The 26249-nt window shown below is 28.5% G+C and carries 22 protein-coding genes and 1 pseudogene; all 23 read right to left on the bottom strand.

What is annotated here, in order from left to right; genetic code table 11:
* A pseudogene (locus RYK99_RS02840) lies at positions 1-451 on the bottom strand (hypothetical protein); the annotation flags it as partial.
* Between the two features lie 636 nt (positions 452-1087).
* Positions 1088-1969, bottom strand: coding sequence for an IS1182 family transposase (locus RYK99_RS02835; RefSeq protein WP_314989939.1), 882 nt, complete (start codon positions 1967-1969; stop codon positions 1088-1090).
* Between the two features lie 253 nt (positions 1970-2222).
* A complete protein-coding gene (locus RYK99_RS02830) occupies positions 2223-3158 on the bottom strand; it encodes an acyltransferase (RefSeq protein WP_314989938.1) in 936 nt (311 codons plus the stop codon).
* 615 nt (positions 3159-3773) lie between these two features.
* A complete protein-coding gene (locus RYK99_RS02825; RefSeq protein ID WP_314989936.1) occupies positions 3774-4853 on the bottom strand; it encodes a glycosyltransferase in 1080 nt (359 codons plus the stop codon).
* Between the two features lie 18 nt (positions 4854-4871).
* Entirely contained in the window at positions 4872-5855 is a 984-nt protein-coding gene (locus RYK99_RS02820) for a glycosyltransferase (protein ID WP_314989935.1), read from the bottom strand.
* Between the two features lie 10 nt (positions 5856-5865).
* Positions 5866-6843, bottom strand: a complete 978-nt coding sequence (locus RYK99_RS02815) for a glycosyltransferase (RefSeq protein WP_314989933.1) — start codon at positions 6841-6843, stop codon at positions 5866-5868.
* A 1-nt stretch (position 6844) separates the two neighbouring features.
* Positions 6845-8365, bottom strand: coding sequence for an O-antigen ligase family protein (locus RYK99_RS02810; protein ID WP_314989932.1), 1521 nt, complete (start codon positions 8363-8365; stop codon positions 6845-6847).
* A complete protein-coding gene (locus RYK99_RS02805; protein WP_314989931.1) occupies positions 8365-9606 on the bottom strand; it encodes a cytidylyltransferase domain-containing protein in 1242 nt (413 codons plus the stop codon). The genes RYK99_RS02810 and RYK99_RS02805 overlap by 1 nt, the downstream gene beginning before the upstream one ends.
* 28 nt (positions 9607-9634) lie before the next feature.
* Positions 9635-10258, bottom strand: coding sequence for a NeuD/PglB/VioB family sugar acetyltransferase (locus tag RYK99_RS02800; protein ID WP_314989929.1), 624 nt, complete (start codon positions 10256-10258; stop codon positions 9635-9637).
* Positions 10258-11400 carry a UDP-N-acetylglucosamine 2-epimerase gene (neuC, locus tag RYK99_RS02795; RefSeq protein WP_314989927.1) on the bottom strand — a complete coding sequence of 381 codons (1143 nt, stop codon included), beginning with the start codon at positions 11398-11400 and terminating at the stop codon, positions 10258-10260. The genes RYK99_RS02800 and neuC overlap by 1 nt, the downstream gene beginning before the upstream one ends.
* Before the next feature lie 12 nt (positions 11401-11412).
* The gene (gene neuB / locus RYK99_RS02790) at positions 11413-12429 is read right to left on the bottom strand and encodes an N-acetylneuraminate synthase (protein ID WP_314989925.1); all 1017 of its coding nucleotides are present in this window, start codon (positions 12427-12429) and stop codon (positions 11413-11415) included.
* Complete coding sequence (locus tag RYK99_RS02785; RefSeq protein WP_314989923.1) at positions 12429-13835, bottom strand: oligosaccharide flippase family protein; 1407 nt, start codon at positions 13833-13835, stop codon at positions 12429-12431. Before RYK99_RS02785 ends, neuB begins: the two co-directional genes overlap by 1 nt.
* On the bottom strand, positions 13835-14842 hold the full coding sequence (locus tag RYK99_RS02780) for a glycosyltransferase family 52 (RefSeq protein ID WP_314989922.1): 1008 nt from the start codon (positions 14840-14842) through the stop codon (positions 13835-13837). Before RYK99_RS02780 ends, RYK99_RS02785 begins: the two co-directional genes overlap by 1 nt.
* A 3-nt stretch (positions 14843-14845) precedes the next feature.
* Complete coding sequence (locus RYK99_RS02775) at positions 14846-15835, bottom strand: glycosyltransferase (RefSeq protein WP_314989920.1); 990 nt, start codon at positions 15833-15835, stop codon at positions 14846-14848.
* Positions 15828-17045, bottom strand: a complete 1218-nt coding sequence (locus tag RYK99_RS02770) for a DegT/DnrJ/EryC1/StrS aminotransferase family protein (RefSeq protein ID WP_314989918.1) — start codon at positions 17043-17045, stop codon at positions 15828-15830. Before RYK99_RS02770 ends, RYK99_RS02775 begins: the two co-directional genes overlap by 8 nt.
* 47 nt (positions 17046-17092) lie before the next feature.
* Positions 17093-17773 (bottom strand): sugar transferase, encoded by a 681-nt coding sequence (locus RYK99_RS02765; protein ID WP_314989916.1) that lies wholly within the window; start codon positions 17771-17773, stop codon positions 17093-17095.
* Between the two features lie 118 nt (positions 17774-17891).
* Positions 17892-18914 (bottom strand): acyltransferase, encoded by a 1023-nt coding sequence (locus tag RYK99_RS02760; RefSeq protein WP_314989915.1) that lies wholly within the window; start codon positions 18912-18914, stop codon positions 17892-17894.
* Positions 18915-19132: 218 nt separating this feature from the next.
* Entirely contained in the window at positions 19133-20305 is a 1173-nt protein-coding gene (dltD, locus tag RYK99_RS02755; RefSeq protein WP_314989913.1) for a D-alanyl-lipoteichoic acid biosynthesis protein DltD, read from the bottom strand.
* A gap of 2 nt (positions 20306-20307) precedes the next feature.
* The gene (gene dltC / locus RYK99_RS02750) at positions 20308-20541 is read right to left on the bottom strand and encodes a D-alanine--poly(phosphoribitol) ligase subunit DltC (protein ID WP_314989911.1); all 234 of its coding nucleotides are present in this window, start codon (positions 20539-20541) and stop codon (positions 20308-20310) included.
* A gap of 21 nt (positions 20542-20562) precedes the next feature.
* A complete protein-coding gene (gene dltB / locus RYK99_RS02745; protein WP_314989908.1) occupies positions 20563-21720 on the bottom strand; it encodes a D-alanyl-lipoteichoic acid biosynthesis protein DltB in 1158 nt (385 codons plus the stop codon).
* A gap of 1 nt (position 21721) precedes the next feature.
* Entirely contained in the window at positions 21722-23224 is a 1503-nt protein-coding gene (dltA, locus tag RYK99_RS02740) for a D-alanine--poly(phosphoribitol) ligase subunit DltA (protein WP_314989906.1), read from the bottom strand.
* Positions 23225-23621: 397 nt separating this feature from the next.
* Positions 23622-23828, bottom strand: a complete 207-nt coding sequence (locus tag RYK99_RS08840; RefSeq protein ID WP_399544018.1) for an excalibur calcium-binding domain-containing protein — start codon at positions 23826-23828, stop codon at positions 23622-23624.
* 365 nt (positions 23829-24193) lie between these two features.
* A complete protein-coding gene (locus RYK99_RS02735) occupies positions 24194-26248 on the bottom strand; it encodes a heavy metal translocating P-type ATPase (RefSeq protein ID WP_314989904.1) in 2055 nt (684 codons plus the stop codon).
* Position 26249: the final 1 nt, after the last annotated feature.

Here is a 26249-nt window from a genome sequence, read left to right as displayed (position 1 = left end):
TTGTTGGAGCTTTTTTCTCTTCTGCATATTTCCCATTTACAAAGTAATGTGTTCCCGCATTATCTCTTCCATACCCTGTATATTTCTTACCATTTTGGAAGAAATACCAGTTTGTTCCATCATCATACCACCAGTTTGCTGCTTTCCCATTTACATAGAATACTCCATTCACATATCCTCTTGTTGGAGCTTTTTTCTCTTCTGCATATTTCCCATTTACAAAGTAATGTGTTCCTGCATTATCTCTTCCATATCCTGTATATTTCTTACCATTTTGGAAGAAATACCAACCTGTCCCATCATTATACCACCAATTGGCTTGTTTATTGTTGTGATAAAAAGTTGATCCTTTATATTCAGCATGCACATCATTACTAGTTACAGTACTTACTGTAATTGGTGTTGCCAATACCACCAGTATTCCTAACCCCCATTTTAATTTATATCCCATGTTTTTATAATCTCCTAATAATTAATGTTCACTATTTTATTATACCACTTCCCTCCAATAAACTTCATTACAAGTTAATGACAAAATTAATAAAATTAGGATAAAATAAACATTCTATCCTAATTCACAGATTGTTGACAAAATAGCCAAAATATCAATTGAAATATTGATGTTTTGGTCATTTTTCAAAAAAATAAGCCATATAACCAAGTATCATTAGTATTAAGGAAAGATTATACCTCTCTTAGTGCTATTGTTTTCATACTTTGAACGCAACAAGACAACCAAGCGTACGACTGTACTTTGGTTTCCCTTCTATATTGCGAATATCTACATACATAATTTTATTTTTAATCTGCAAAACTACGTTCTACTGTTTCTTTTCTTCTTTTATACAGTATCTTTCCTTCTTTAGATAAACGTCTCAATCTGGATTCATCATAATAATTTGCGTTTATATGACGTCTTATTATTTTTTTTCATTTTTATCATCACTTTTATATTGTTTATATCCATTTCTATCGATATTTCTGTATCTAAATATTTCTCCTATTCTCTTATCTACAAATATATCTTTTTCTGGTAAGTATTTGAAATATTTTTTATCTTTTAATTTTGAGAATCTTCTATATCCTATTACTGAAAATATGTTTTTTTATCTAATTGTTTTAGTATGTCTAGAGAATAATATCCGCTATCTAACACAACTTTCCCTGAGGTTAATCCGAAATTTTTTTCTATCTGATTTAATCTATCTATATATGGACCACTATCATGAACGTTTCCTGGAGTTATGTGACAATCCATGATTATATTATTTTTCCCATCTACTGTTCTATGGTCTAAATACATAAAACCTTCTTCTTTATGATCTCTGTGATAATAACCGCTATCCGGATCAGTTGTGTTAACTCGTTGTCTTTTTAGTTCTTCTTTTTCTTTATATTCAAAAGGCTTTTTTCCTATTTTTTCTCTCTCTTCGTTTATTTCTTTTTCTAAGTCTAATTTTCTTTCTTTTACTTTTGTAGTTACTTCTATGTTGAATTTTCTTTTGTTTGCGTTGGCTTTTATATGTGTTGAATCAGTAAATAACTCTGTACCACCTACTAATTTTTTATCAATTGCTTGGTTTACTATATTTATAAATATTTGCTCGAATACGTCAGTTCCTTGAAATCGTCGGATATAATTTTGTGAAAATGTAAAGTAGTGAGGAACTGTTTTAGAGAATGGTATCCCTAAAAACCATCTAAATGCAGCATCTGTTTCTATTCTTTTTATTATTTCTCTCATAGATTTTATTCCGTAAAAATCTTTTAAAAATACCAATTTGAATAGCACAACAGGGTCTAAACTATTTCTACCTGATATGAGACTATAGTATTTTTCTGTTAAATCATAAATAAATTTAAAATCAATTGCTTCGGCTACTTTTTTCAAAAAATGATTTTTAGGAACTATTTCTGATAATGTCATTAATATTATTTCATCTTTTATATTTTCTTCTCTATTAAACATACTAAAAACCTCCTCTATATACTTAAGTTATAACATTTTTAGCGTTTTTTCTCATTAAAAATAGGCTGTTGACTCATCCATATTTTGCATTTGTCAACAACCTGAAAATTAGGATAAAATAAACATTCTATCCTAAACATAAACTATAAAATATATTAAACAGCTTTTATAAGCTTCTTTTCAATAACAATTATTAATTTTTTTATATAGTATGCAGAAATAATACTAGCAAGGAATACAACAATAGTATAGATTACATCATTAACTCGTGATGAAACAAAAACTTACCAAAATAATGCATAACTAAACCATGAATCATATATATTTCAAATGATATATCTCCTAAAAAATCCAGATATCTATTTGAGAAATTGAGTTTATTTGTTAATAATAAAAAATAAACTACAAAGATCATTGTACACAGATTTCCAACTATTCCGTAATAAACATATTTATTTGTAATACCTATATTTTTCATAATAGCTTCATAATGACGAAATACGTACATCAGTATACTAAATGAAATGAGAAAAACAAAATAATTTTCCTCTATATATTTATCTATAGAAATCCTATTTTTCATCCAAAATACACCTAATAAGAACGCCATTATACTAACATATTCCCAGTCCCCATGATTCTGATACACTTTCCAAAAAATATAAACTAATGTTAAAACTGTTAGCATATAAAACGAAGTTTTTGAATCTTTCTTTTTGAAAGAAACGTAGAAAATAACATATAAAACTATTATACTGTTGACAAACCAACCATTATAAATTATATTGCTGTGGTCTTTCCAAAAAGATATGAAAAAGTCTACATTAACAACTTCGCCTAATGTCGCTCTATAAAATACATAAATAAGTATAAAAACATAAAATGGTATAAGTATTCTAGCTAATCTTTTTCTTAAAAAATTTCCCATGTAATTTTCATTGTTACTATACTGGAAATACAGTCCATAACCAGACAGAAAGAAAAACAATGCAACGATATATCGACCCATGTATTCAAAATTCGAAAAATTTTCACCAGTAGTAATTTTTTGAGAGACATGATGGAAAATTATTAGTAAAGCTAATAGACCTTTTAGGGATTTCGTTGATTTATTACTTAAATAGTCGACATCTGTTCTCGGTATAAGATAAACAAATAATGAAATTAATAGTAATATAAAAATATCCACTATATTCTCCTTTTTAACATCTTAAAAATATCATTTGAATTAAAATTCATATTCTTTGGAATTCCATAAAAATATTCTTTTAATTCTTCAGCATTTATCATTGTAACACAAAATATGGTAAATACAGAGGTATTATTAATAAAAGTTATATTCATACAAGTCAAATAAAAACTCAGGAATTATTAAAACATTAATAGCCACTAGAGATTATTAAAATTACAATCTAGTAATAAATAGCACTATTTTATTACAATAATATTAAAGTAATTTATAATCACTGAATTCATGAGTATAATATCTTTCTTCCTATGTAGGTAATTTCATACAGTCTCTATAAAATTATCTCAAAAATGAACTTCTAATATTTTCTTTTAAGAAATTATCTCCATATATAATATTTTTTCTCTTGCTAAATAATAATAATAATAATTTAAAACTTTTAGATTATAATTATGAATAAATAATTCTCTTATTGACAAAATTAGAAGTAAGAAAAATATCAATAAATATCCTTAACTCGTATGATTTATAAATCTTCGTATCCTTTTCCAAAGTTGTATTAACAACTACTTTTGCAAAATTAATAAGCTAGTTTCTATTTACAAACTCCTACTACTAGTTTATTATTTCTTGAAACCTTTTCACTTGTTTCTCCAAACTAAAATCCATTAGAAAATCACTTGTTTTTATTTCCGATGAATTTTCTACATAGGCAACTATAGCTCTTATCGCTTCCATATTATCTTTTACTATCTTACCAAATTCCCCATCTCGAGAAAGCTCCTCTGCTCCACCTACATCAGTCGAAACAAAAGGGACACTTAATGATAAAGACTCTACATAAACACCTGGAAAACCTTCTTGTTTCGACATTGAAACAAGACATTTCATATATTTTAAATATTTATATGGATTATGTTGATACCCTAAAAAATGAACATACTCAGATAAACCATACTCTTTTGCTTTTACCTTCAAACTCTTTTCTAATTTGCCTGTTCCTATATAATACATGTGATATTTATATCCTTTTTCATGTAAAATTTTAATCAATTCTAACGTTCTATCTGAACCCTTCTGTTCTTCAATTCTACCTATAGAACAAATAGAATTTTCAGGTATGTTATCAAAAATTTCTTCTTTTGATTTTTCTAGTATATTCTTAAAATTATACCCATTGTATATACGAATTAACTTTTCTTTTTGATTTGGATACAAATCTATTATAGATTTCTCTGTTTTATTAGAGATTGATACAATTCTTGTTGCATCTCGAAAATATTTCCCAAATCTAGATTCTCTCCAAGTATTAGAAAATCCTTCTATACTTCCATGAACCCAATATATTTTTTTTATATCTCTCTTTGAAAATGGAATATCTGGGTACATAACTTCAAACATTATTTCTACGTCATAATCGTCTTTTTTCACCAGATATTTCCTCAGTACTCTTGGGAACCTTTTTCCAAATTGTTCTAAAATAAGACGTATTACAGTTGGGTACTTTTCATAATAATAACTTTTAATCACCTTTATATTTTCAGGCAAATCTTCTAGTCCATTATATCCTCTATCAATTTCCACTATATCTATTTGGTATTCAGAGAAATCACCATTATTCAAGATATTTGATAAGATTTTTTCAGCCCCTCCACCCTTAGAATAAGATGGAATGACTATTAGTACTTTTTTCATTGACTTCCCCTTCTCATTTTATTCATTACTCTCATATTTCTTATATTTTGATAATATAAATTTATATAATCTTTCATTAATACTTAATAACACTAATGCTAACTTTAAATTTTTAGGTGCTTTTTTATTAGCTAAAACTTTAAAGTAACTATCTTTCAACTTATTTTTCAATACTTTATACTCTTTTTTTGTTTTATAATTATCCAATTCTATTAATTGGTTAAATATAGATAGATAAGCATATGTTAACCTAACAAGTAATTGGTCTTTATATTTCGGAAAGTTAGATAAAGTATAATCACGTATTCGATCCATTATTTCAACATAATCCATATCCTTTGAACTAAATGGTCTTGTTGTTATACTATTCTCTCTAATATAGTAATAATAATAATTACCACTTATAATAGTAAATTTATTAACATTTCCCAATAGCTCGAGAGTATAAAATGCATCCTCATAAATTTTCCCAGTTGGGAATTTTATTTTTTTTGCTAAATCCCTTTGAATTAATTTACACCATGCTGATCCATACAAACGTCTATTCTCCAAATATTCTTCTAAGTATTCTTGTTTGTCTAAAATTAAGAAATAATCTTCTCCCTCATAATGTGGTCTTAACATATTTTTATAAACCCTTGTAACTCCACATTCAGAGATTTCTGTTCCTGATTTCTTTATCGCCTCATATAATTTTTCGTACATACTTTCATGAATATAATCATCACTATCAACAAAACCTATATACTCGCCACTTGCTCTTTCTACTCCATAGTTTCGTGCATCAGATAATCCACCATTTTCTTTGTGGAAAACTCTTATTCTATCATCTACTTTGGCAAGTTCATCACATAATCGTCCACATTCATCAGGAGATCCATCATTCACCAAAATAATCTCTAAATTCGTATAAGTTTGATTCAAAATGGACTTTACACATTTTTCCAAATACTTCTCTACTTTATATACTGGAACTATTATACTTATTAATTCATTATTCATAAAAAACCACCTAATTTCCTGCTAAAACTGCTTTATATCTCATCAATACTTTTTTATAAAGATTAATATTCATTTTAATTAATAATATACTTAATTTTCTGTTACGATTTATGTATTTGTTTTTCAATAATTCCTTATAATTTTCTTTAAAATAATTCATTACTAATTGATAGTAACTATTATTCTTGAATTTTTCTTCTAACAATACACTATTTAAAACTGAAAAATATGCATACATTTTACGACAATCTGCAGCTTCCTTCAAACTAAAATAATCTTTATAAACAGTACCATGAAATTTGTCAACTATTTCAATAAGATCAAAAATTCTAGGATTAAATTTTGCATTTGTTATACTATTTTCTCTCATAAGATAGTTATAATATGGGTTATTCATTATAGCATACCTATCAACTTTTTCTATTAAATCATAAGCATAATAAGTATCCTCATATAGCTTTCCAACTGGGAACTTAATTTTTTTCGCAACATCCGATTTAATTAATCTTACACATGCTGAACCAAATATATTCTCTATTTTTAAATATTCTTCTAAATACTCCTTCTTTGAACACACCTTATGATAATCTTTTTCAGTAAATAATTCTATCCTATCTGGATATATTATCTTTAAATTACATTCAGCTACATCTACATCTTCTTTTTTTATAGCTTCATATAGTTTTTCATACATTTCTTCGTCTATATAATCATCACTGTCTACAAATCCTATATATTCTCCAGTCGCCCTTTCTACACCGTAGTTTCTTGCATCCGATAAACCACCATTTCCTTTATGATAGACTTTTATTCTATTATCAGTTTTAGCTAGTTCATCACACATTTTACCACTATTATCAGTAGCTCCATCATCCACTAAAATTATTTCTAAATTTTTATATGTTTGATTAATTATTGAATTTACACACCTCTCCAAATATTGTTCAACATTATAGACTGGTACTATTATACTTAACATCTCTGACATTTTAATCTCCTTTTATCTGCATTAAATATCCTATACTAAATAACATCATTAATTGTGTAAATTCATCACGTATAAAAATAACATCTAAAAATAAAGATACAATCAAAATAAAATATAAGTTCATATGCATTATTGAAAATTCAATATTATTATTATTTTTCAACTCAAATTTTAAAAAACTAATTAATACTTTAAACAACCATAAAAATACTACTAATGCTCCTACCACACCTTGAAATAGCAATAATGCTAAGTAACTATTATGAATAGCTACCCCATTATATAATATAGGAAATTTACTTGATTCAAATTTTTTGGCAAATTCGGTATTCATCCCTTGTCCTATCCCAAAAATAGGTTTTTTTATAAACATTCTTAACGTTTCTTTCCAAATTGAAACCCTTCCATTCCCTAGTTCCTCTCCAGAATCCTCCTTATCTATTACAATTTTATCCTTTATTTCTTTCTCTGTTTTATCTTTTTTATCTTCCGGATTATATTCAAATATTTTCCCCCTATATTTATCGTAGTCAACATTGTTTCTTATATCTTCTTCACTAATTTTAATAATACTTCCTTTATGATTTTCATAAATATGACGTTTATAATCTATTTTACTAACTATAGTTGCCGAAATTACTTTCACTTCACTATATCCTAGCAACATAATACACAGTGAGGCTACCAATAATAAAACTTTTTTTATTGATATATTACTATTTCCTCTATTCTTCCTAATTATAACAATAACGATAAATAGTATTATAACTACAGTTATTGAGTATAAAGCTCCTCTAGAATTGCACAAAGCTACAACAATATACTCAAGAACAAAAAATACATATAATATTATTTTTTCAAATTTATTTACTGCTATTTTTTTACTTAATAGTATATACGTAGTAACCAACATTAGTGGTATTGCCTGCATTACTTCTTTATTCGGACTAAAAAATGTTCCGTATAATAATAAATTATAAGTACCATTTCCCAGCGATACATAACGTAATCCATATGTATACGGATTTGGCAACTCTGAAATTACAAATATACTCATATTATAAAAATACATACTCAATGAAATTAGACTACTTATAAATTTTAAAAAAATACTTGGATAAAAAACATACTTAAACACTTCAGCATCTGTATATCGTTCTCTAAGTATATTATAGCCATATAAAAAAGTTACAATAACTATAATAGTTAATATCGCTGATCTAATAGAATCAAAACGAATTTGAAATATATTTACAATAATCGTTATAACACTTGATACTATCCAAAAGAATATGAATCTTTTATTATAATTAAATACCCTTCTATTAGCTTTAAACCAATAAAAAATTATCGCCAATCCCCAAAAAATTAAAAGATTATGAATGATAGAATCATAAGTTGCTATATTGTCTATTACGTAATATTGCGATCTTGTAGAATATAAGAAAAATATAGAAAAATAAGCTATTGGATATTTAAATATTACTTCTACAAATTTCTCTTTACTTAATAAAATATTCATTACTTTATTGCTCTCTTCTTGATTTCTTCAAACAACACTTTCTCACCTTCATCATTATAATGTAACCCATCATTTGTGTATTTATACTTCAAATGATAATCTTCAGAAAGATCTTTATTTATATCTATTAACTTTATTTTGTTCTCTCTTGTAAAGTCTTCTAACCATTCATTTAACTCTCTTACTATTTCATTATCCACACTATCTCTAAATAGTGCATACCCAATTGTTGTTAGAACTAGTTCTATATTTCTTTTATTTGTTTCTAATAATAATTTTTTGTAATTCTCTTTTATTATCTCTTTATTATAATTTGATATTATATCATTAACACCTAATGATACTAACATCTTCTTAATTTTCACATCATTATACTGCTCTAGGTTTTCTAATAGAGTAGCTAATGTTACTCCACCTAAGCTTAAGTTGCTATATCCATCTAACTCTAAATTAACTAGTCTTGAATCACCAAAAATTATATTCTCTTTTAATTCAGTATTTTTGAATTCTTTATATTTTTCTTTATAAAATTTCTTATTTCTTTGTTCTCTTAGTTCATAGTTAAAGTATCTACTTCCTATTGCTCCTATAAAATCACTTCTATCGTCAATATCATATGAACTTTCTTTATCCATTATATAAGCTTTTGTTTTTGGTGTTAAATAACTTATATTTTTTTCATAGAAGTTTTTAGTAGTTATATAAATCGCTCCATTGGTTCTGTATAACTTCTTCTCATCTTGTCTTCTATATCCTCTGTCTGCAGCGAAACTTTCTTGGATATAATTGTTATCATCTAAACTTGTAAATAACCTTGGTGATTTATCTAATTCTACATAACTTACTACATTCTCCACACCTTCTTCTCTTGATTCTTCAAATAGTTTCATCGCTTCTTTAATTTGTTTTGCACTTCTTAATGGTGATGTTAACTGTAATAGTACGTATACTACATCTTCATCAAACCTACTTAGAAAATCTAATCCTACTGAATTTGACGGTGTCGTATCTTTTGATAGCTCTGGATCTCTTAATATTGTGCTTATTCCTCTTGTTCTACATATATCTAAGTATAGTTGTGAATCTGAACTTACATATATATCTTCTTTGGCAAAGCATCCTGATTCTATTGCTGCATCTATTGTATGGAATATTAATGGTTTGCCATCAAAAAATAACATATTTTTATTTTTTAATCCTTTTGATCCACTTCGTGCTGGTATTAAACATACTGCTCTCATTTCTCTTCTCCTTATTTGATCCTTCTCCTTATTTGATCCTTCTCGCAGGTACTCCTACATAGGTTCCACTTTCTTTTATTGTTTTTACTACCGTTGCCCCTGCTCCTATTATTGTATATGGTGCTATTTCTACTAATTGTATTATTGTGCTTCCACTACCTACATAAACTCCTTCTCCTAATTTACAAAAATTAAGTATCGCTCCCGGGGTGATGTTACAATGTGGGGCTATTATTGTATGATGTTCTACTATTGCTCCTGTATTTACTATTGAATTATCATAAATTTCTACTTCAGATCCTATAAAACACCTGCTTATAAATATTCCTTTTCCTTTTATACTTGAATCCGTTAGTATAGTTGCTTCTCTACTTACTATGTTTATAAATGCATCTGGATATTTTCCATTCACTAAGTCAAACAATTCTTTTCTTTTTTTATTATCACCTATTGTTATGAAGACTTTATCTATTTTTTTCTCATGAAGACATTTTAATACATCGTTTGTTTTTCCTAGTATTGGATATCCTTTATATTCTTCGATATCCTTATCATCAAAATATCCTACAAATTCATAGTTATATATATCTAAATGGGGTTTTACTGCATCTGAATGGCTTCCTGCTCCTATAAATGCTACTCTTTGCTTCATTATCTCCCCTCCATATCATTAAATTCTTTAATTATACTTTTGTCTTTTGATAAATAATCTAATATTGCTAATTTGGCTTTTCCTATTGAATTTTCTTGTTCATATGGATTATAGAAATCTCTTATATTTGATAATTCTTTTAATCCTTTTTGTATACCTTCTTTTGTCGTATCTACATCTACTACACTTGGTCCTCGTAATCTTCCTAATTGTCTATTTCCAATATTTAATGTTGGAACTTTTAACGATGGAATTTCTATTAAACCTGAAGATGAATTCCCTACTAATCCTTTTGAATATTTCACCAATGAATGATATTCCCTTGGTTTTAAGGAAATGAATATTTTTGAACTGTTGTGTTTTTCAGTATATTCTTCTATCTCGCTCATTATTTTATCTGAATCAGTATCTGAGTTTGATCCTATGAATACTACTTGCTTTGTCTGTTCTGATAATACTTCTAGAAGCGTTTGGATTTGTTTTAATGCTCCTCCATCCTCTAACGTCACTGGATGAAAGAGTACTACATAATACTCTTCTTCTAACTCTATTTTTAAAGTTTCTTCTAATTCCTTCCTTGTTAGAAAATCTTGCTTTATTACATTCTCTACACCCATAGCCCCTATGTTGTGTACGTTATGTTCTTCCTCACCTAGTTGTATTACCCTTTTTTTAAATTCTTCGCTAGCTACCAAATGAAGGTGACTCATCTTTGTTATCGCATGCCTAATCGATTCATCAAAGTTACCTAATGTTTTTTCTCCACCATGTAAGTGACATACTGGTATATTATATATTAATGCTACATTAACTACTGGAAGCATCTCATATCTATCTCCAAGTATAATAATTAAATCATACTTAACTTCTTCAAATAACTCTGATAACCCTGCTGTTAAAATAGCTAGCGATCTGCTTACGCATTTTTTTGATGTGTTTTCTAAGTTTAACGGGATTTTTTTTATAATACTTAATCCGTCCTCTTCTATCTGTCTGTATGTATTACCATACTTTTCTTCTAAATGCATAGCAGTAACTACTACATCAAGTCTTATGTTTTGTTCTTTATTTAGTTTTAAAAGTAACTCTCTCATTATTCCATATTCTGCTCGTGAACCAGTTACTACACATGCATTTTTCATATATTTTACCTCTTAATCTTGATTTTTAAATTCGCTATGTTTAATTAACATATCTTCTTCGAAATCATATTCACTAACTTTTCCTAGAATATCATACCAGTTCATCGGACTTATCCCATTTCCTGGGCGTTTTGTTATGATATTCTCTTCTGTAAATACTTCTCCTTTTTTTATAGCCTTTTTAGCTATTATTGATTTTCTCGCCACTATTTTATTTTTTATTTCAGCCTCTACTGGCTCTTTTTCATATTTTCCAAGTGACATTTCTACTATTCTTACACCTTTTACTAGTCTTTCTAATATATTAGGTGTCGCACTAGCCTTATGATCTGGACCTGGCATATCATTATCCAATGTAAAGTGTTTTTCTATTATTTCAGCTCCTAAAGTCGCTGCCGCTATAGGTACTTCATATCCTATACTGTGATCTGAATATCCAATTTTTTGATTTGGAAATTCTTTTTTCAACGTTGAAATTACGTTTAAATTTAAGTCTGGATATTTTGTTGGATACTCTGTAGTACAATGTAGGATTGAAATATCCTCTGTTCCATTATCTTCTAATATTTTTACTGCTGCATGTATCTCTTCTAAAGTTGCCATACCTGTTGATAAAATTACTTTTTTATTTTGTTTTCCTATTTTTTCTAAATATGGTAGATTTGTAATTTCTCCAGACGGTATTTTATATACTGGCATATCAGTACTAATTAGAAAATCTAATGATTCTTCGTCAAATGGTGTAGAAAATACATCTACCCCTTTTTCTAAACAATAATCTCTAAGCTCTAGATATTCTTCAAAACTAAGTTCTAATCTTCTTGTCATCTCAAGTTGACTATCTTCTGTTCCTGTTGTTTTCTTTTGATATTCTGCCTTTGGTGCGTATTTAGATATTAATAAATCAGCCTTAAATGTTTGAAATTTAACGGCATCTACTCCGCATTCAACTGCAACATCTACCATTTTTTTTGCTAGGCTAAAATCTCCATTGTGATTACATCCTATTTCCGCTATTATATATACCATTATTTTCTCCTATTTTTTACTTTTTTCATTAACTCTTCTACATCTTCTTTATAGTATAAAACTAGTACTATAAATACAACTAAACATCCACCCCATCTTATTAGTAAATTATCAATAAATATATTTGCAAATATACCATAAATACTCACTACTCCTGTCAGAATTATATATTGGATAAAGCTTATCTCATTGTATCTGTATTTTATTTTAGCTATTAGATGATGAAACACCAATAATAATACATACGAAGCTACTGTAGCTATCGCAGCTCCATATATGCCACTTTTCGGGATTAATATATAGTTTAATATATAGTTTATACCGGCAGCCAAAAGAGTTCCTATTGGGATAAATTTTGTATTTTCATGATAAAATTGAATATTAACAGGGAATGTATATAAAAATACTATAAAACAACTTATCACTATTAATACCACAAAATCTCTACTACTTTTATAATCCGCACTACCCATTATTGACACTAATTCTGGAAAGACAGATAAAAATCCTATTGTTAAAAATACCCCTATTAATAGATATCTTTCCTTATATTTATTAATCAGATCAACATTTCCTTTTTTCTTTTCCTCAAAAAACCATGGAATCCATGCAGTATTCATACTCATTAACGCTATCGACACTATACTTCCTAGTGAATACCCGAAACTATATATCGCAACTTCCTTAGCTGTCATATAGCTTCCTATCATTATTCTATCTAATTGACTTAGTAAGTTGTGTCCTAAAATGTGGAATACTAGAGGAATTGATGTAATCAATATAAATCTAACATATATCTTATCCAATATCACACTACTATTCTTGTAAATGAATATTAAGAAAATTGCACCTACAATTATCCCAGGTATTACTCCACCTAGTACTCTAGCTAGAAAATCATTTTTTAATGTGAATAGGAATAAAAGTGATAATACTACATTTCCGAATGACATAAAGAATGACAATATAAGTTGTTTTTTTGTTTCTTGTGTTTGAATATAATATTGTGATAAACTTCCTTGTAAATGACTGAAGTATCCTTGGATTAATATAAATAGTAATATTCCCGTAGAAAATCCTAATATCTTTTCTAAGTAAGTACTAAGCATCAAACAAACTGAAGAAAATAATACAAAAAATATTGTGGCTACACTTGTACTTGTGGCAATATATTCTTTAAACCTATTTTCATATTTTATTTTCGCTATACTGAAACTTCCTGTTATTTGAAGTCCAATGAATATAGAAAATATTCCCACCCAAGAACTATATAAATTATAATTACCATAGTCTTCTTGAGTCATTACTCTTGTATATATTGGAAGTGTTATGAAACTTAATCCTTGTATTAATAAATTACCTATTGTATAAGCCAAACTAGAACTTAATAGTTTGTTCTTCTTCATTACAGTTCATCCTTATTTATATTGTATTTTTCTAATAATTTTTCATCATACTCTCTCGTATTGAAATCAAAAAATATTTCTTTTTCTCTACCACATGTTAAGAAGTTTATGGCTGTTGATGAATGTGTTATTATTCGTTCAAATTTAACATCACTCACCATCTCAATTAGTTCCATAGGCACAGTCTGTGCAATTAATTTTACTCCATTCGTTTTCTCATAAGTAATAGTGTCTCTTGGATGTGGTTTTAAGTATACTCCATAACCTTCAGATAAATATTTATCACAAATCTTCTTATAAAATCCATATTGTTTCTCACTACTATTCAAAAGACCATCCATACTAAGTGGTTGTGTTAAAATCAATACTGATTTATCAGTTACTCCAGAAAGTTCTTCTACACCAAAAACTTTTAATATTAATTGTTTTCTTTCTTCACTTATATTATTAAATAAGTTTTTTCTTGGAACTTCTTTAAACTTATGATATCTTTCATCTTTTGGGACGACCGAGATATCATTTATCTCTATTGATTGACAATACTTACCAAAACCGGGTTTATATTTTTTGAGAAAAATCTTATGTTTAATAAATTCTTTATAATCTTGAATAGTTGCTTCTTTTGTGAAAAGTTTGTCCCTAAAATCTCTATATTCATACATAAAAAAATTATAGCCATCTTCAATTGTATTATATGAAATCTTATATTTATCTAAATAAGCACCTATTGTAAAATGATCAATAAATATATTTACTGTATCAAATTTTTTTAATTTTTTTTTCAATTCACGCCTTTTAGGTATAGATTTACAAAAAGCAAAAATACTCTCATCTATATGTATAATGTCTTTTACAACTTTTTCTGTAATCAATATTCTTTGTGTACGTTCATCTAATCTTCTATTAACAATCGCTAATGAATCTGTTCCATCCTCTTTTACTTTTATCAACGCTACTAAAAATTGATATTGAGTATTAAAAATGTACAATGTTTCCTTATTTAACATAATTTATTTCCCCATCAGCTTTCTATGATGTTTAAGTAATATTTTTTTATACATTTTTTTATTTATTAACATTATCAATAATCTTATCTTCCTATTAATCGAAATTTTATTATTTATAAGTAACTGTAAAAAATTTTTATGAAAATATGATTTTATATTATTATAATAATCTTTATTTCTATAATCCGGGCTCACAATTATTGCATCTAATGTATTAAAATAAGAATACATTTTTCGTCTGGCAGCCTCTTTTTTTAGATAAGGATATGTCGATACAACATAATCGTAAATATCATCAGCAATTTCTATTAAATCTAAGTTTTTCTCATTAAATTTTGAATTTGTAATACTATTTTCTCTCATTACATAATTATAATAAGGGCTATCAAATATAACAAAATTTCTAGCTTTTTTCATTAACTCTAACGAATAAAAACCATCCTCAAACAACTTACCTTTTGGAAATTTAATTTCTTTAGCTAAACTGCTCCTTATCAATTTTGTCCACGCAGCTCCAAAAATTCTATTCATATTTACATATTCTTTTGTATACTCATCTCTATTCAATACTAAATAATAGTTACCCTCTGTATAATTTGCAATTCTATTAGAATAAATAAATCTAAAATTACATTCAGCTACGTCAGTATCCTCTTTTTTTATAGCTTCATATAATTTGTCATACATTTCTTCATCTATATAATCGTCACTGTCTACAAATCCTATATATTCTCCAGTCGCCCTTTCTACACCGTAGTTTCTTGCATCCGATAAACCACCATTTCCTTTATGATAGACTTTTATTCTATTATCAGTTTTAGCTAGTTCATCACACATTTTACCACTATTATCAGTAGCTCCATCATCCACTAAAATTATTTCTAAATTTTTATATGTTTGATTAATTATTGAATTTACACATTTTCTCAAGTATTGTTCAACATTATATACAGGTACTATTATGCTTATTAATTCATTCCCACAACTACTCACCTACTACCTCCTCAACTATTTCCTTGAAGTTTTCAATAATAACAGCGACATCTTCATCACTAAGTCTAGTGTGTAAAGGTAATGTTATTTCTTTTACATAATAATTATACGCATTAGGATAGTTTTCAATATCAAATCCTAAATTCTTGTACGCAGTTAGTAATGGTAGTGGTTTATAGTGAACATTACAGCTAATTCCGCGCTCTGCCATTTTTACAATTATTTCACCACGTTGTTCAAATGTTGCACCTTCAACATGAGTTATATACAGGTGTCCACAAGATTTATAGTCTTCTAAACTGTGACTTAGAGCTTTAATTCTAGTCCCTTCGAATCCTTTATTATACTGACTAATAATATTATCACGACGTTCTAAAAGTTTAGGATAACGATCCAATTGAACTAATCCAATTGAGGCCGCAATATCAGTTAAGTTACATTTATATCCAGGAATAACTATATCATATTCCCAAGATCCAGCTTTTGTTTTTGCTAAAGCATCTTTAGTTTGCCCATGAAGAGAATATATTTGGTATTCTTTATATAACTCTTCATTATCAAAGTTTTCATTTTCTTTCCAAGTTACACTTCCACCTTCAGCAGTAGTGAAGTTTTTCACAGCGTGGAATGAGAATGTAGTAAAGTCAGCCACAGAACCAATTTTCTTACCTTTATAAGTACTTCCTAAAGCATGTGCTCCATCGGCTACAACAGCTACTCTACCAAGTTTTTCTTGATATTCGCTATTAGCTTTGAATAAGTGTTTCTTGCTTTCAACAACTTCGAAAATTTTGTCATAATCACATGGAATACCTGCTAAATCAACAGGAATAACAGCTTTAGTATTCTCAGTAATAGCATCAGCTAAAGCATCATAATCCATCTCGTGACTATCTTCAGCGATATCAACGATAACAGCCTTCGCTCCAACATGGTAAATCACACTACAAGAAGCTGTGTAAGTCATCGCAGGAACGACAACTTCATCACTTTCACCAATACCTAGAACACGTAATGTTAATTCTAACGCTGCAGTTGCAGAATTTAGACAAACAGTTTTCGGTGTATTCGTAAATTCTGACAATCTTCTTTCTAATTCTTTTGTCTTAGGTCCAGTTGTAATCCAACCTGATTTTAAAGTGTCTATTACTTCATTAATTTCTCCATCACTAATATCTGGTGGAGAAAATGGTATATTATATTTTTTCATCTCAAACTCCTAATTATTTTTAATTACTTTCAATTAATACTTCAATTTTATTTAACAACCGCTATAGCAGTTTTTATCATTATCTTAATATCATTTATAACACTGAATTCTTCAATGTACTTTAAGTTAAATTTCATCTTATCCGGAAGAATTTCCTCCACATAGATTTCATCTACACTTCGTCCGCTTCCTTTGAATTTCTCGATAACTTCATCTTCGTCTTTGTATTCAATACTCGCTGGAGAAGTTATACCAGCAGGAAGTAGCAATGTAGCATTCATTTCATCTGTGTATTTATTTACATACTTCGCTACTTCAGGTCTTACTCCAACAAAACTCATATCACCTACAAGTACGTTGATAAGTTGCGGCAGTTCGTCAAGACGCAGTTTACGAAGCTTGTGTCCTACCTTACTTATACGAGGATCATTTTGCTGAGTTACAGCTGTTCCAAGCTTATCCGCATCTTTAACCATAGTTCTGAACTTAAAGATTCTAAAAGTTCTGCCATAGGTTGTAATACGTTCTTGCCTGTAAAATACAGGGCCTTCACTATCAAGTTTTATCCAGATAGCTATTCCTAAAATTATCGGTGATAAAGGAATAAGCAAAATTAATGCCAGCACCTTATCAAAAAGTAATTTCAGAAATAACGATATCTTCTTCTTTTCTATCGAAGCTCTATACTTTTTTACCGCTTCTGTTTCAAATCTATTATCAATGTTCATCTTTCACCTTACTTATTTAACTGAATATTTATAAACAGTTTTCAAATTTATTCCATCTTTTTATTATAACATATTTCTAGATATAACAGAAGAAAACCCAGTAAAAAAGACAACCAAATTAGGTTGTCTTAATACTAATTTTATTAATTATTACATTGATTAACCACGCAAGGAAAATACTAACAATTAAAACTGAAGTTGTAAATATAACATCATTTAATCTAGATGTCACGAAATATTTTCCAAATATTGATATCACCAGTCCATGAATCATATATAACTCAAATGATATTTTACCTAAAAACAATAAGTACTTGTTGGTGAAATCTATTTTCCTTACTATCAGAACAAAGAAAATAGTGAAAATAACATTATCTAAATTTGATGCTAACGCCAAACTATATTTATTCAATATATACATTTTTCTCAGTAAAAAATCATAATGATGAGATATAAATAATAATACTGTTGATATCATTAACAGGATAAAATACTTATTATTTAACAAATCATCGATTTCTGCTTTATATTTCCCCCAAACTAAACCTACCATGAAAGGTAAAGTGCTGTTATACCACCAAAAATCATATTTTAAAATTATAGCTAAAATAATATAAATTATTATTAAAAGTATATTACAAAATATCGCTCTTCTTCTGTCATTGAAAACTTTAAACGACATATAAAAGAATATATACAATAAAATGATTACATCCACAAACCAACCATTCGCTATTATCGTCCCCCCTTTTACAAATAGGTCAACAAAATAACTAATCGGTAAAGTTTGATTATTAAATATAAAATAAACTACATATATCCCTGAAACAAATAAAGCTGGAATAATAATTCTAGATAGCCGTTTTCTTAAAAAATTATTTAAATAATTCTCTTTCCTTTCATTTTGTGTATACAATCCATATGCAGACAAAAAGAAAAAAATCGAAACTATATATGTTCCCATATATTTAAAGTTAATAAATTCTCCCCCTGTACTTACCGACTGTGATAAATGATGAAACACTATTCCTAAAGATAAAAATCCTTTTAATCCTGTTGTGGATTTCACACTTAGATAATCATTATTTATCGGTAATAGATATACTAATATTCCTATCAATAACAATATAAAAATATCCATGACTTCTCCTTAATTTCCAAATATAGGTAGATTGCACCATACATATGATGTATGATACAACCCAGTATTACTATCTATGAAACTACCTAGTACTTAACTAAAATTCACTATAAACATATTCTTGAACATTTGAAAAATCAGTTACAAAACAATAAATAATTATTCCCATAATTAACACATAAAAGAATATCACCCATAAAATTAATTTTAAGTTATCACTAATTTTGTTTTGCAAATTTGTAAAGCTCTCTTTCAACTTCCATCCATCCTTTCACACCCACATGCATTACATCAAATAGGAAATAGTCATCATATTCACGATTACCATAGTTTAAAACTTTAACATTAACATATTTTTTCGCTACTTCTTCAATTTTTCTATACGTTTGCTCTCGCATTTCCCTAGAGACTCCAGTATAATCATTCCATTTTCCATTTACAGGGAAAATTATTATTTCGACTTCCATTCCTAATTCTTTCGCAACATCAAGAAATATTTCATAATCAGTGTATTCTGGTGAATCTAAGTAACTTAATTCCTTATTTGAATTTTTAAAAGAAGGATAATTTTTAGCTAAATATGTATCATAATATTTATTATCCACTACGTAATCATTATTATTTGTAGTTCCCTTAATTTTTTCCACAAAATCATTTGTAAGAGAATCCCAATCATAATTAGGAGTATTTTGTCCAAAAAGAGGATAATCTATTTTTCCTTTATTTGTATAAAACTGAATCTTATTCTTAAATGAATATATATCCTTATCTAACTCTAAAACTTTCTTTCCTATAAAGCTCCCTTTATTTTCAATAAAGTACTCTTTATACTTTTTATATATATCGTTCTGTCCCTTGTTATTACTTGTTAGTTCAATTACTCTATTAATAAGTTTTTCTTTTGTTTCTTTACTGATTTTATCATTAGTCATAGTATTATATATATGTTCTTGCGAAGCTTTATTTAGAAAGGCATCCTTTTGCAAACCGCCCTTAGCAAACCATTGGACAGATTCTACTATTGCAACTTTTTTATTTTCCATCGAACCTTCTATAGAACCCAACGTCGAAGCTTGAATAATATTTTGCGAATATCCTGTTCCAATCTGCATAATATTAAAGTCTTCATAATTAAATATTTTATTAGGATGATATTTCTCATTAATTGTTGCAGTCAACTCTGAAGATCCTAACAACACCAAAGTATTTGGCGTTATATTTTCTGTTATTATGTCTTTACTCTTATATTTCTCATAAGCAGTACTATATCTGACACTATTATCATTTACTTTATAATAGTCTTCTATTTTTTTTATATACGTCTTATTTAAAATTACAAGTGTAATTAATACCAATACTATTGATATTAAAAATGCTTTTAATCTTATCATCTTTACTTCCTATTTTCTATGTATGCAATTACTTTATTAGGTGTGTCTATTTCTTCATATGTTACTTCTGTTGGTGCTATACTTAGTCCAAATATTTCTTCGATTTTCACTAACATTTCTACGAAAGCTAATGAGTCCATTAGACCTTCTTCTTTCATATTTATGTCTAAATCTTCTCTTACAACTTCATCTTCACAGATTTCTTCTAACATTTCTAATATCTGTTCTTTTATCATGTTTATTCTCCTAACGCTATATTATTTTTTTAGTACATGGCTTATTAGTTTATATGGTTCTCCTGAAAAAATATATAAACCTATTATTACTAGGTTTATCGTTATGAACCAACTAAGAACTTTATACCATGTTTCATTTTTATTCCTCTTGTAAAATTTACTTTTCTTCTGGTAATATTCAAATCCCGCCATTAATAAACCGTGGTAGAATCCGTAGACTATATAACTTATAGTTAAACCATGCCAGAATCCCATAAGCACCATATTCACCATATAGGCATACATCGCTGTATTTAATCTCTTCTTAAATCTTTTCTTCTTTGTTGCTTCCATAAAGACTCTTGAGAATACGAAGTCTCTTAACCATGTTGATAGCGTCATGTGCCATCTATTCCAGAAGTCTTTTATGTCTATACTTAAAAATGGTTTATCGAAGTTCATAGGTGTTTTTATTCCTAAGATATTACTACTTCCTACTGCCATTAAACTGTATCCTGCAAAGTCAAAAAATAGATATAGTGTATATAGATACATGTATTTTATCGAATACATAAAGGCTCCATGGTTTGTTAAACCAACTAGGTAATGATAACTTAGTGTTGAGAATACTACTTTATATAATAATCCCAATATTAATCTGTATATTCCTTCTCCTGCTAGTTCTAAGTACTCGGCTCTCGGCATTTTTTCTTTTATATCACTCATGAATCTTCTACTTCTATCTATCGGACCTGAGCTTACTGTTGGGAAAAATAGTAAAAATTGTACATATTCTACAGCACTGATTTTTTCTTTTATTAAACCATCTGATATTTCTATCATAATTTGTATCGTTTTAAATGACATATACGATATTCCTATAAAGGCTAATAAATGAAAATGCGTTATCGCGAATATTTTATTTATTACTAATGGTAATATTGATAATACTACTAATATTTTTAAGGATTTTTTGTTTTCTGTTTTTTGTGCTATTAATACCAATATATATTCATATAGGATAAAACCTATTAGGTACACTAGCATTATCGTACTTTTTCCATATATAACTACGGCAAAAATTATCGACAACGCTAAGATGTAATACTCGATTCTCCTACCTAAATAGTTTATTATAAATCCTATAATTAGTGCTATAGCTAAGAAAAAGAAGAATTCTATTCCTTCAAAGTAGCTCATCTTATACTAACTCCTTTAACTTCTTCTTATCTATTTTACCGTTATTATTTAATGGCATCTCATCTATAAAGACAATCTTCTTAGGTATCATATATTCCGGTACTAATTTCTTAAGTTCATGTTTTATCTGTTTAGTAACTTCGAAGCGTTTTTCTATTTCACCATTGTATACTATGAACGATGTTAGTGATTTTACTTTTCCATCTTCATAACTTGGAACTGTTGCCGCTTGTCGTATTTTTTTGTTTTTAAGTAGATTGTTATCTATATCCTCAAGTTCGATTCTATGCCCGTGAAGTTTCACTTGAAAGTCTATGCGCCCTTCACAAAACAACATGCCATCTTTGAAATATCCTAAGTCACCAGTAAGATAGCTTCTATCTTCTTTTCCGTCTACTTCGCCTAATCCAAATTTTTCATTTGTTATAGCATCATTTTTGAAATAGCCTTTTGCGACAGTATTTCCTGTAATTACTATCTCACCTTTACCATCTTCATCAGGATTCTCTAGGTATACTTTAGTACCCCACTTCACTTCTCCTACTGGTAGGTTCTCATAGTATTTTTGGTTTAATTCTTTTGTTACTTCCACCCATGTGACCATTACTGTAGATTCTGTTGGTCCATATGTATTTATTACTTGAGCATTTTCAAAGTTTTCGTGGATTTTGGCTACAGTAGTACTAAAAAGTTTTTCTCCACAAAATACAAATTGTTTTACTTTTGGCATTAAGCTTTGATTGAAGTTTTTATCTATAAAGCACATTTCAATAAATGATGGTGTTGAAATCCATATTGTAGCATTTGATTTATTCAATTCCTCGAACATTAATTTGAAGTTTTCTTGATGTTTTTTATCTATTTGTACTAAAGATGCCCCTAGATAAATACTTGGCCATAATGACATTACCGATAGATCAAATGAGAATGGTGGATGTCCTAAAAATACTAGTTCTTCTTTTTCATCATAATATCCTGTATACCAATGTAAAAAATTATTCAAGTTGTTATATGTAATACACACACCTTTTGGCTTTCCTGTACTTCCTGATGTAAATATAATATAGAATAAATCTTCATCTTTTACGTAGTGTTCTTTTGATATTGTATTTTGTGTAGTTGATAGTATTTCTTTAGCAGATTCTACATCTAGCATTTTTCTAGTCAGTTCTATTTCTTCTGTGACAAGTACTAGTTTTGATTCTACTGTTTCTACTATTTCTTCCACTCTGTCTTTAGGTGTGTTTATATCTACTGGACAAAATGCTCTTCCCGATTTTACACACGCTAAAAAGTACACTAACATAAACGGATGTTTATGTCCATATACTACTATAGGGTTTTTATCTTCCCCTAGTTTTTCTTCTAGATAAAACGCAAGTTTATCCGAATACTCTATTAAATTTTTATATGTTAAATTTTCATTCTGATATATATTATTAATATATACTTCTTTAGAACTATTTCTATACTGTTCTAGTTTTTCAAAAAAAGTTAATTTCACTTATTCTCTCCTTAAAGAATGTATTCATTTACTCACTAGTATAACATATATTCAAACATTTTTCAGTTGAAATAATAATTTCTTATTTACATATTACTACTATAAAAATTCCACGCAGAATCACTATAGATTCAAACTCTATTTAAATACATAAATATACACTTACTATACTTCAAGATTTCAAGATTCTTATCATCATATTTTCATATCATACACAAAAAGCTTTAGCTCATCTCACCTGTGAACTAAAGCTTTTATTATTATATTACCTATCGCGACTGATAACTAAATTACAGACATGAATCTATTTACCTGGGACCCATGATCCGTCATTTCCTACGTAGTAACGATTGTTATCTACCTAGCTGTTTGTTACCATTCTTCCATCTGATCCTAGTCAGTAATTTCCCGCCCACGTATTTCTTACTACTGAACCATTTTTATAGTAGTACCAAGATCCACCGCTTTTTACCCAACCATTTTGACCATGTTGAGCGTGTTGAGCACGTGGTTTATATTGTCCATTTGATTTACTGATTTCACATGCTATTCCATCACCATCTCTATCTAGATGTCTTGAATAAACATCTTGGCCTACTCTTATATCTCCACGTTTCTTTTCAGCTATGAAATATAATTGCTTGTGCCTGTGAACTTGCTACTACTCCTATACCTTCTACTAATGACGCAACCTCCACAATACTTAACAATTTTCTTTTTCATTCATTAATACACTCTCCTTTGTTTCATTATATTGATATAGCACTATATATTATATACATTTTCAAATTTAATAATAAAGGAAATTTCAAATTAGTAATATGTATTTTCAAAACCGGGTTATCTATACAAAAAACTCGAATCCAGATTATCCCAGACTCGAGTTTTATTGTTATTTAGTTTACATATTCAAAAGTAAAAGAGATAGGTACCTTCTTTCATAATTATCTCAGCATCTTTTGACTTTCTCTACTTAATATTAAAGTTTTTCAGTACAATACTAAATGTAGTTAAATTATGCAGTAACGCTAGTAAGTTAGATGGCAATACGTTTATCAGTCCTAGGAATATTAATGAACTATTAATAGATACCGTACTCTTAACATTGTTACTCATTTGCGCACGTAATTTTTTAGAAACATCCGATAATAGTAATAACGAGTTAAGTGAATCTGATTTTAAAACGACATCACTGATTTGTTTCGAAAGATCAGCACTTTCACTCATAACGATACTTACATCACTTTCCGATAGTGCAGCCGAATCATTTAGACCGTCACCTATCATAAGTACACGACGTCCTTTTTCTTTTTCACTCTTAATGTACTCAAATTTCGTAACTGGAGTCATACTTGTATGTACTTCATCAAAAGTTACATCATTTAAAATTTTCTTCGTTCTTACTTCGTTATCCCCTGTTAATAAGACAACTTTTTTACCATTATTTCTAAGTTCAGTTAATACCTCATTCGCTTCATCTCTTAGCGGTATATCTACACAGAAAATTGAAATCAATTTCCCTTTATACCCTAAGAATAATAGGTTATACTGTTCTTGTTTTTCAGCAATTAGTTGTTCTTGTTCATCTGTGACGACTACATTTTCATCTTTTAATAATTGTCTGCTTCCGATAACAACTTTTTCTCCATCAATATGAGAAACTATACCTTTTGAGGCAATGTGATATAACTCTGTATGCATTTCTTCATGCTCAATTCCATCTTCCTCTGCCTTACTCACAACAGCGCTAGCAATCGGATGATAGATATGTTCTTCTAAACACGCTCCGATTTTTAGTACTTCTTCATAAGAATATCCATAAAATGGTAGCACTTCTTGAATATATGGTTTAGACACCGTTATTGTTCCTGTTTTATCAAAAACAAATGTATCGATATCCTCATATTTATCAAGTGTTACAGAGTTCTTAACTACGATTTTCTTATCGATTAAGTTTTTAATAGTAGTTAGATATGCCACCGGTGTTGATAATTTCAATGCGCATGAATAATCTACTAACAAGAACGAAATCGCCTTAGCAAATGATCTAGTAAATAAATACGTTAGTCCCATCGCTAAGAAGTTATATTTTACAATACTATCCGCTAATTTTATATATTTGTAGTGATATGTATCTTCTCTACTTTCAGAATCTTTCATCAATTGGATAAGGTGATGAATACGACCATTAACCTGTGGGTTTTCGACTCTAATCTTAACTTCACCGTTAACAACTATCGTATTAGAATAAACTTTATCTCCGATATTTTTGACAATTGGGAAACTTTCTCCTGTTAATGAACTTTCATCAACACTAGCGCCCTCAGTCATCACAATACCATCGAATAGAATCTCATTTCCTTCTGAAACTAGTATTACATCATCTTTCCTAACTTCTGAACAAGTTACTTTTCTATTTCCTTCTTCTTCAACAAGCCATACTTCTTTATCCATAGAAGTCAAACTTTGTTCAAGAACTTTTACAGATTTTTTCTCAGACCAATTGTTAAGTGATTCTCCTAGTTCTAAAATAAACATAATAGAACTTGCCGTTTCACGAGCCCCCGTCGCTAATGATACAAGAATTGCCGCGGAGTCAAGTGTTTCCATAGTAACTTGCTTACGTGCTAGTAGTTTTAATGTGTCTTTCAAATATCCTGAAGCTTTCCACCATGTATGAATCGCTCTTAGTGGAAGTGGTACGAATAATTTCGACATTGCACGCCAAAACATAGCATCCATTATTATCGAATAAGGACTTTCCTCAGCTTTAGCTACTGGATTCTCATAACAGTTTTTTACTTTTTCTTTATCAATTAATTTAAAGAATTCTTGTAAACAACTGCTACTTCCTTCTTTAAAAATAACAACAAAAGTGTACTCATCTTGATAAAAGTCCACTTTTTGTATGTTTTCGATTTTGGCTGCTCGTTTTTTTAAATATACTTTCACATCTGGTGTTAAGCGAAAATCAGCTCTAACCCTAGCTCTGGCACTTGACAGATGCAGTATTTTAAAATCCATC

Origin of the sequence: uncultured Gemella sp., from assembly GCF_963537375.1 — a bacterium.
Taxonomy (GTDB): Bacteria; Bacillota; Bacilli; order Staphylococcales; family Gemellaceae; genus Gemella.
This window is presented reverse-complemented; position numbering and strand designations above follow the sequence as displayed.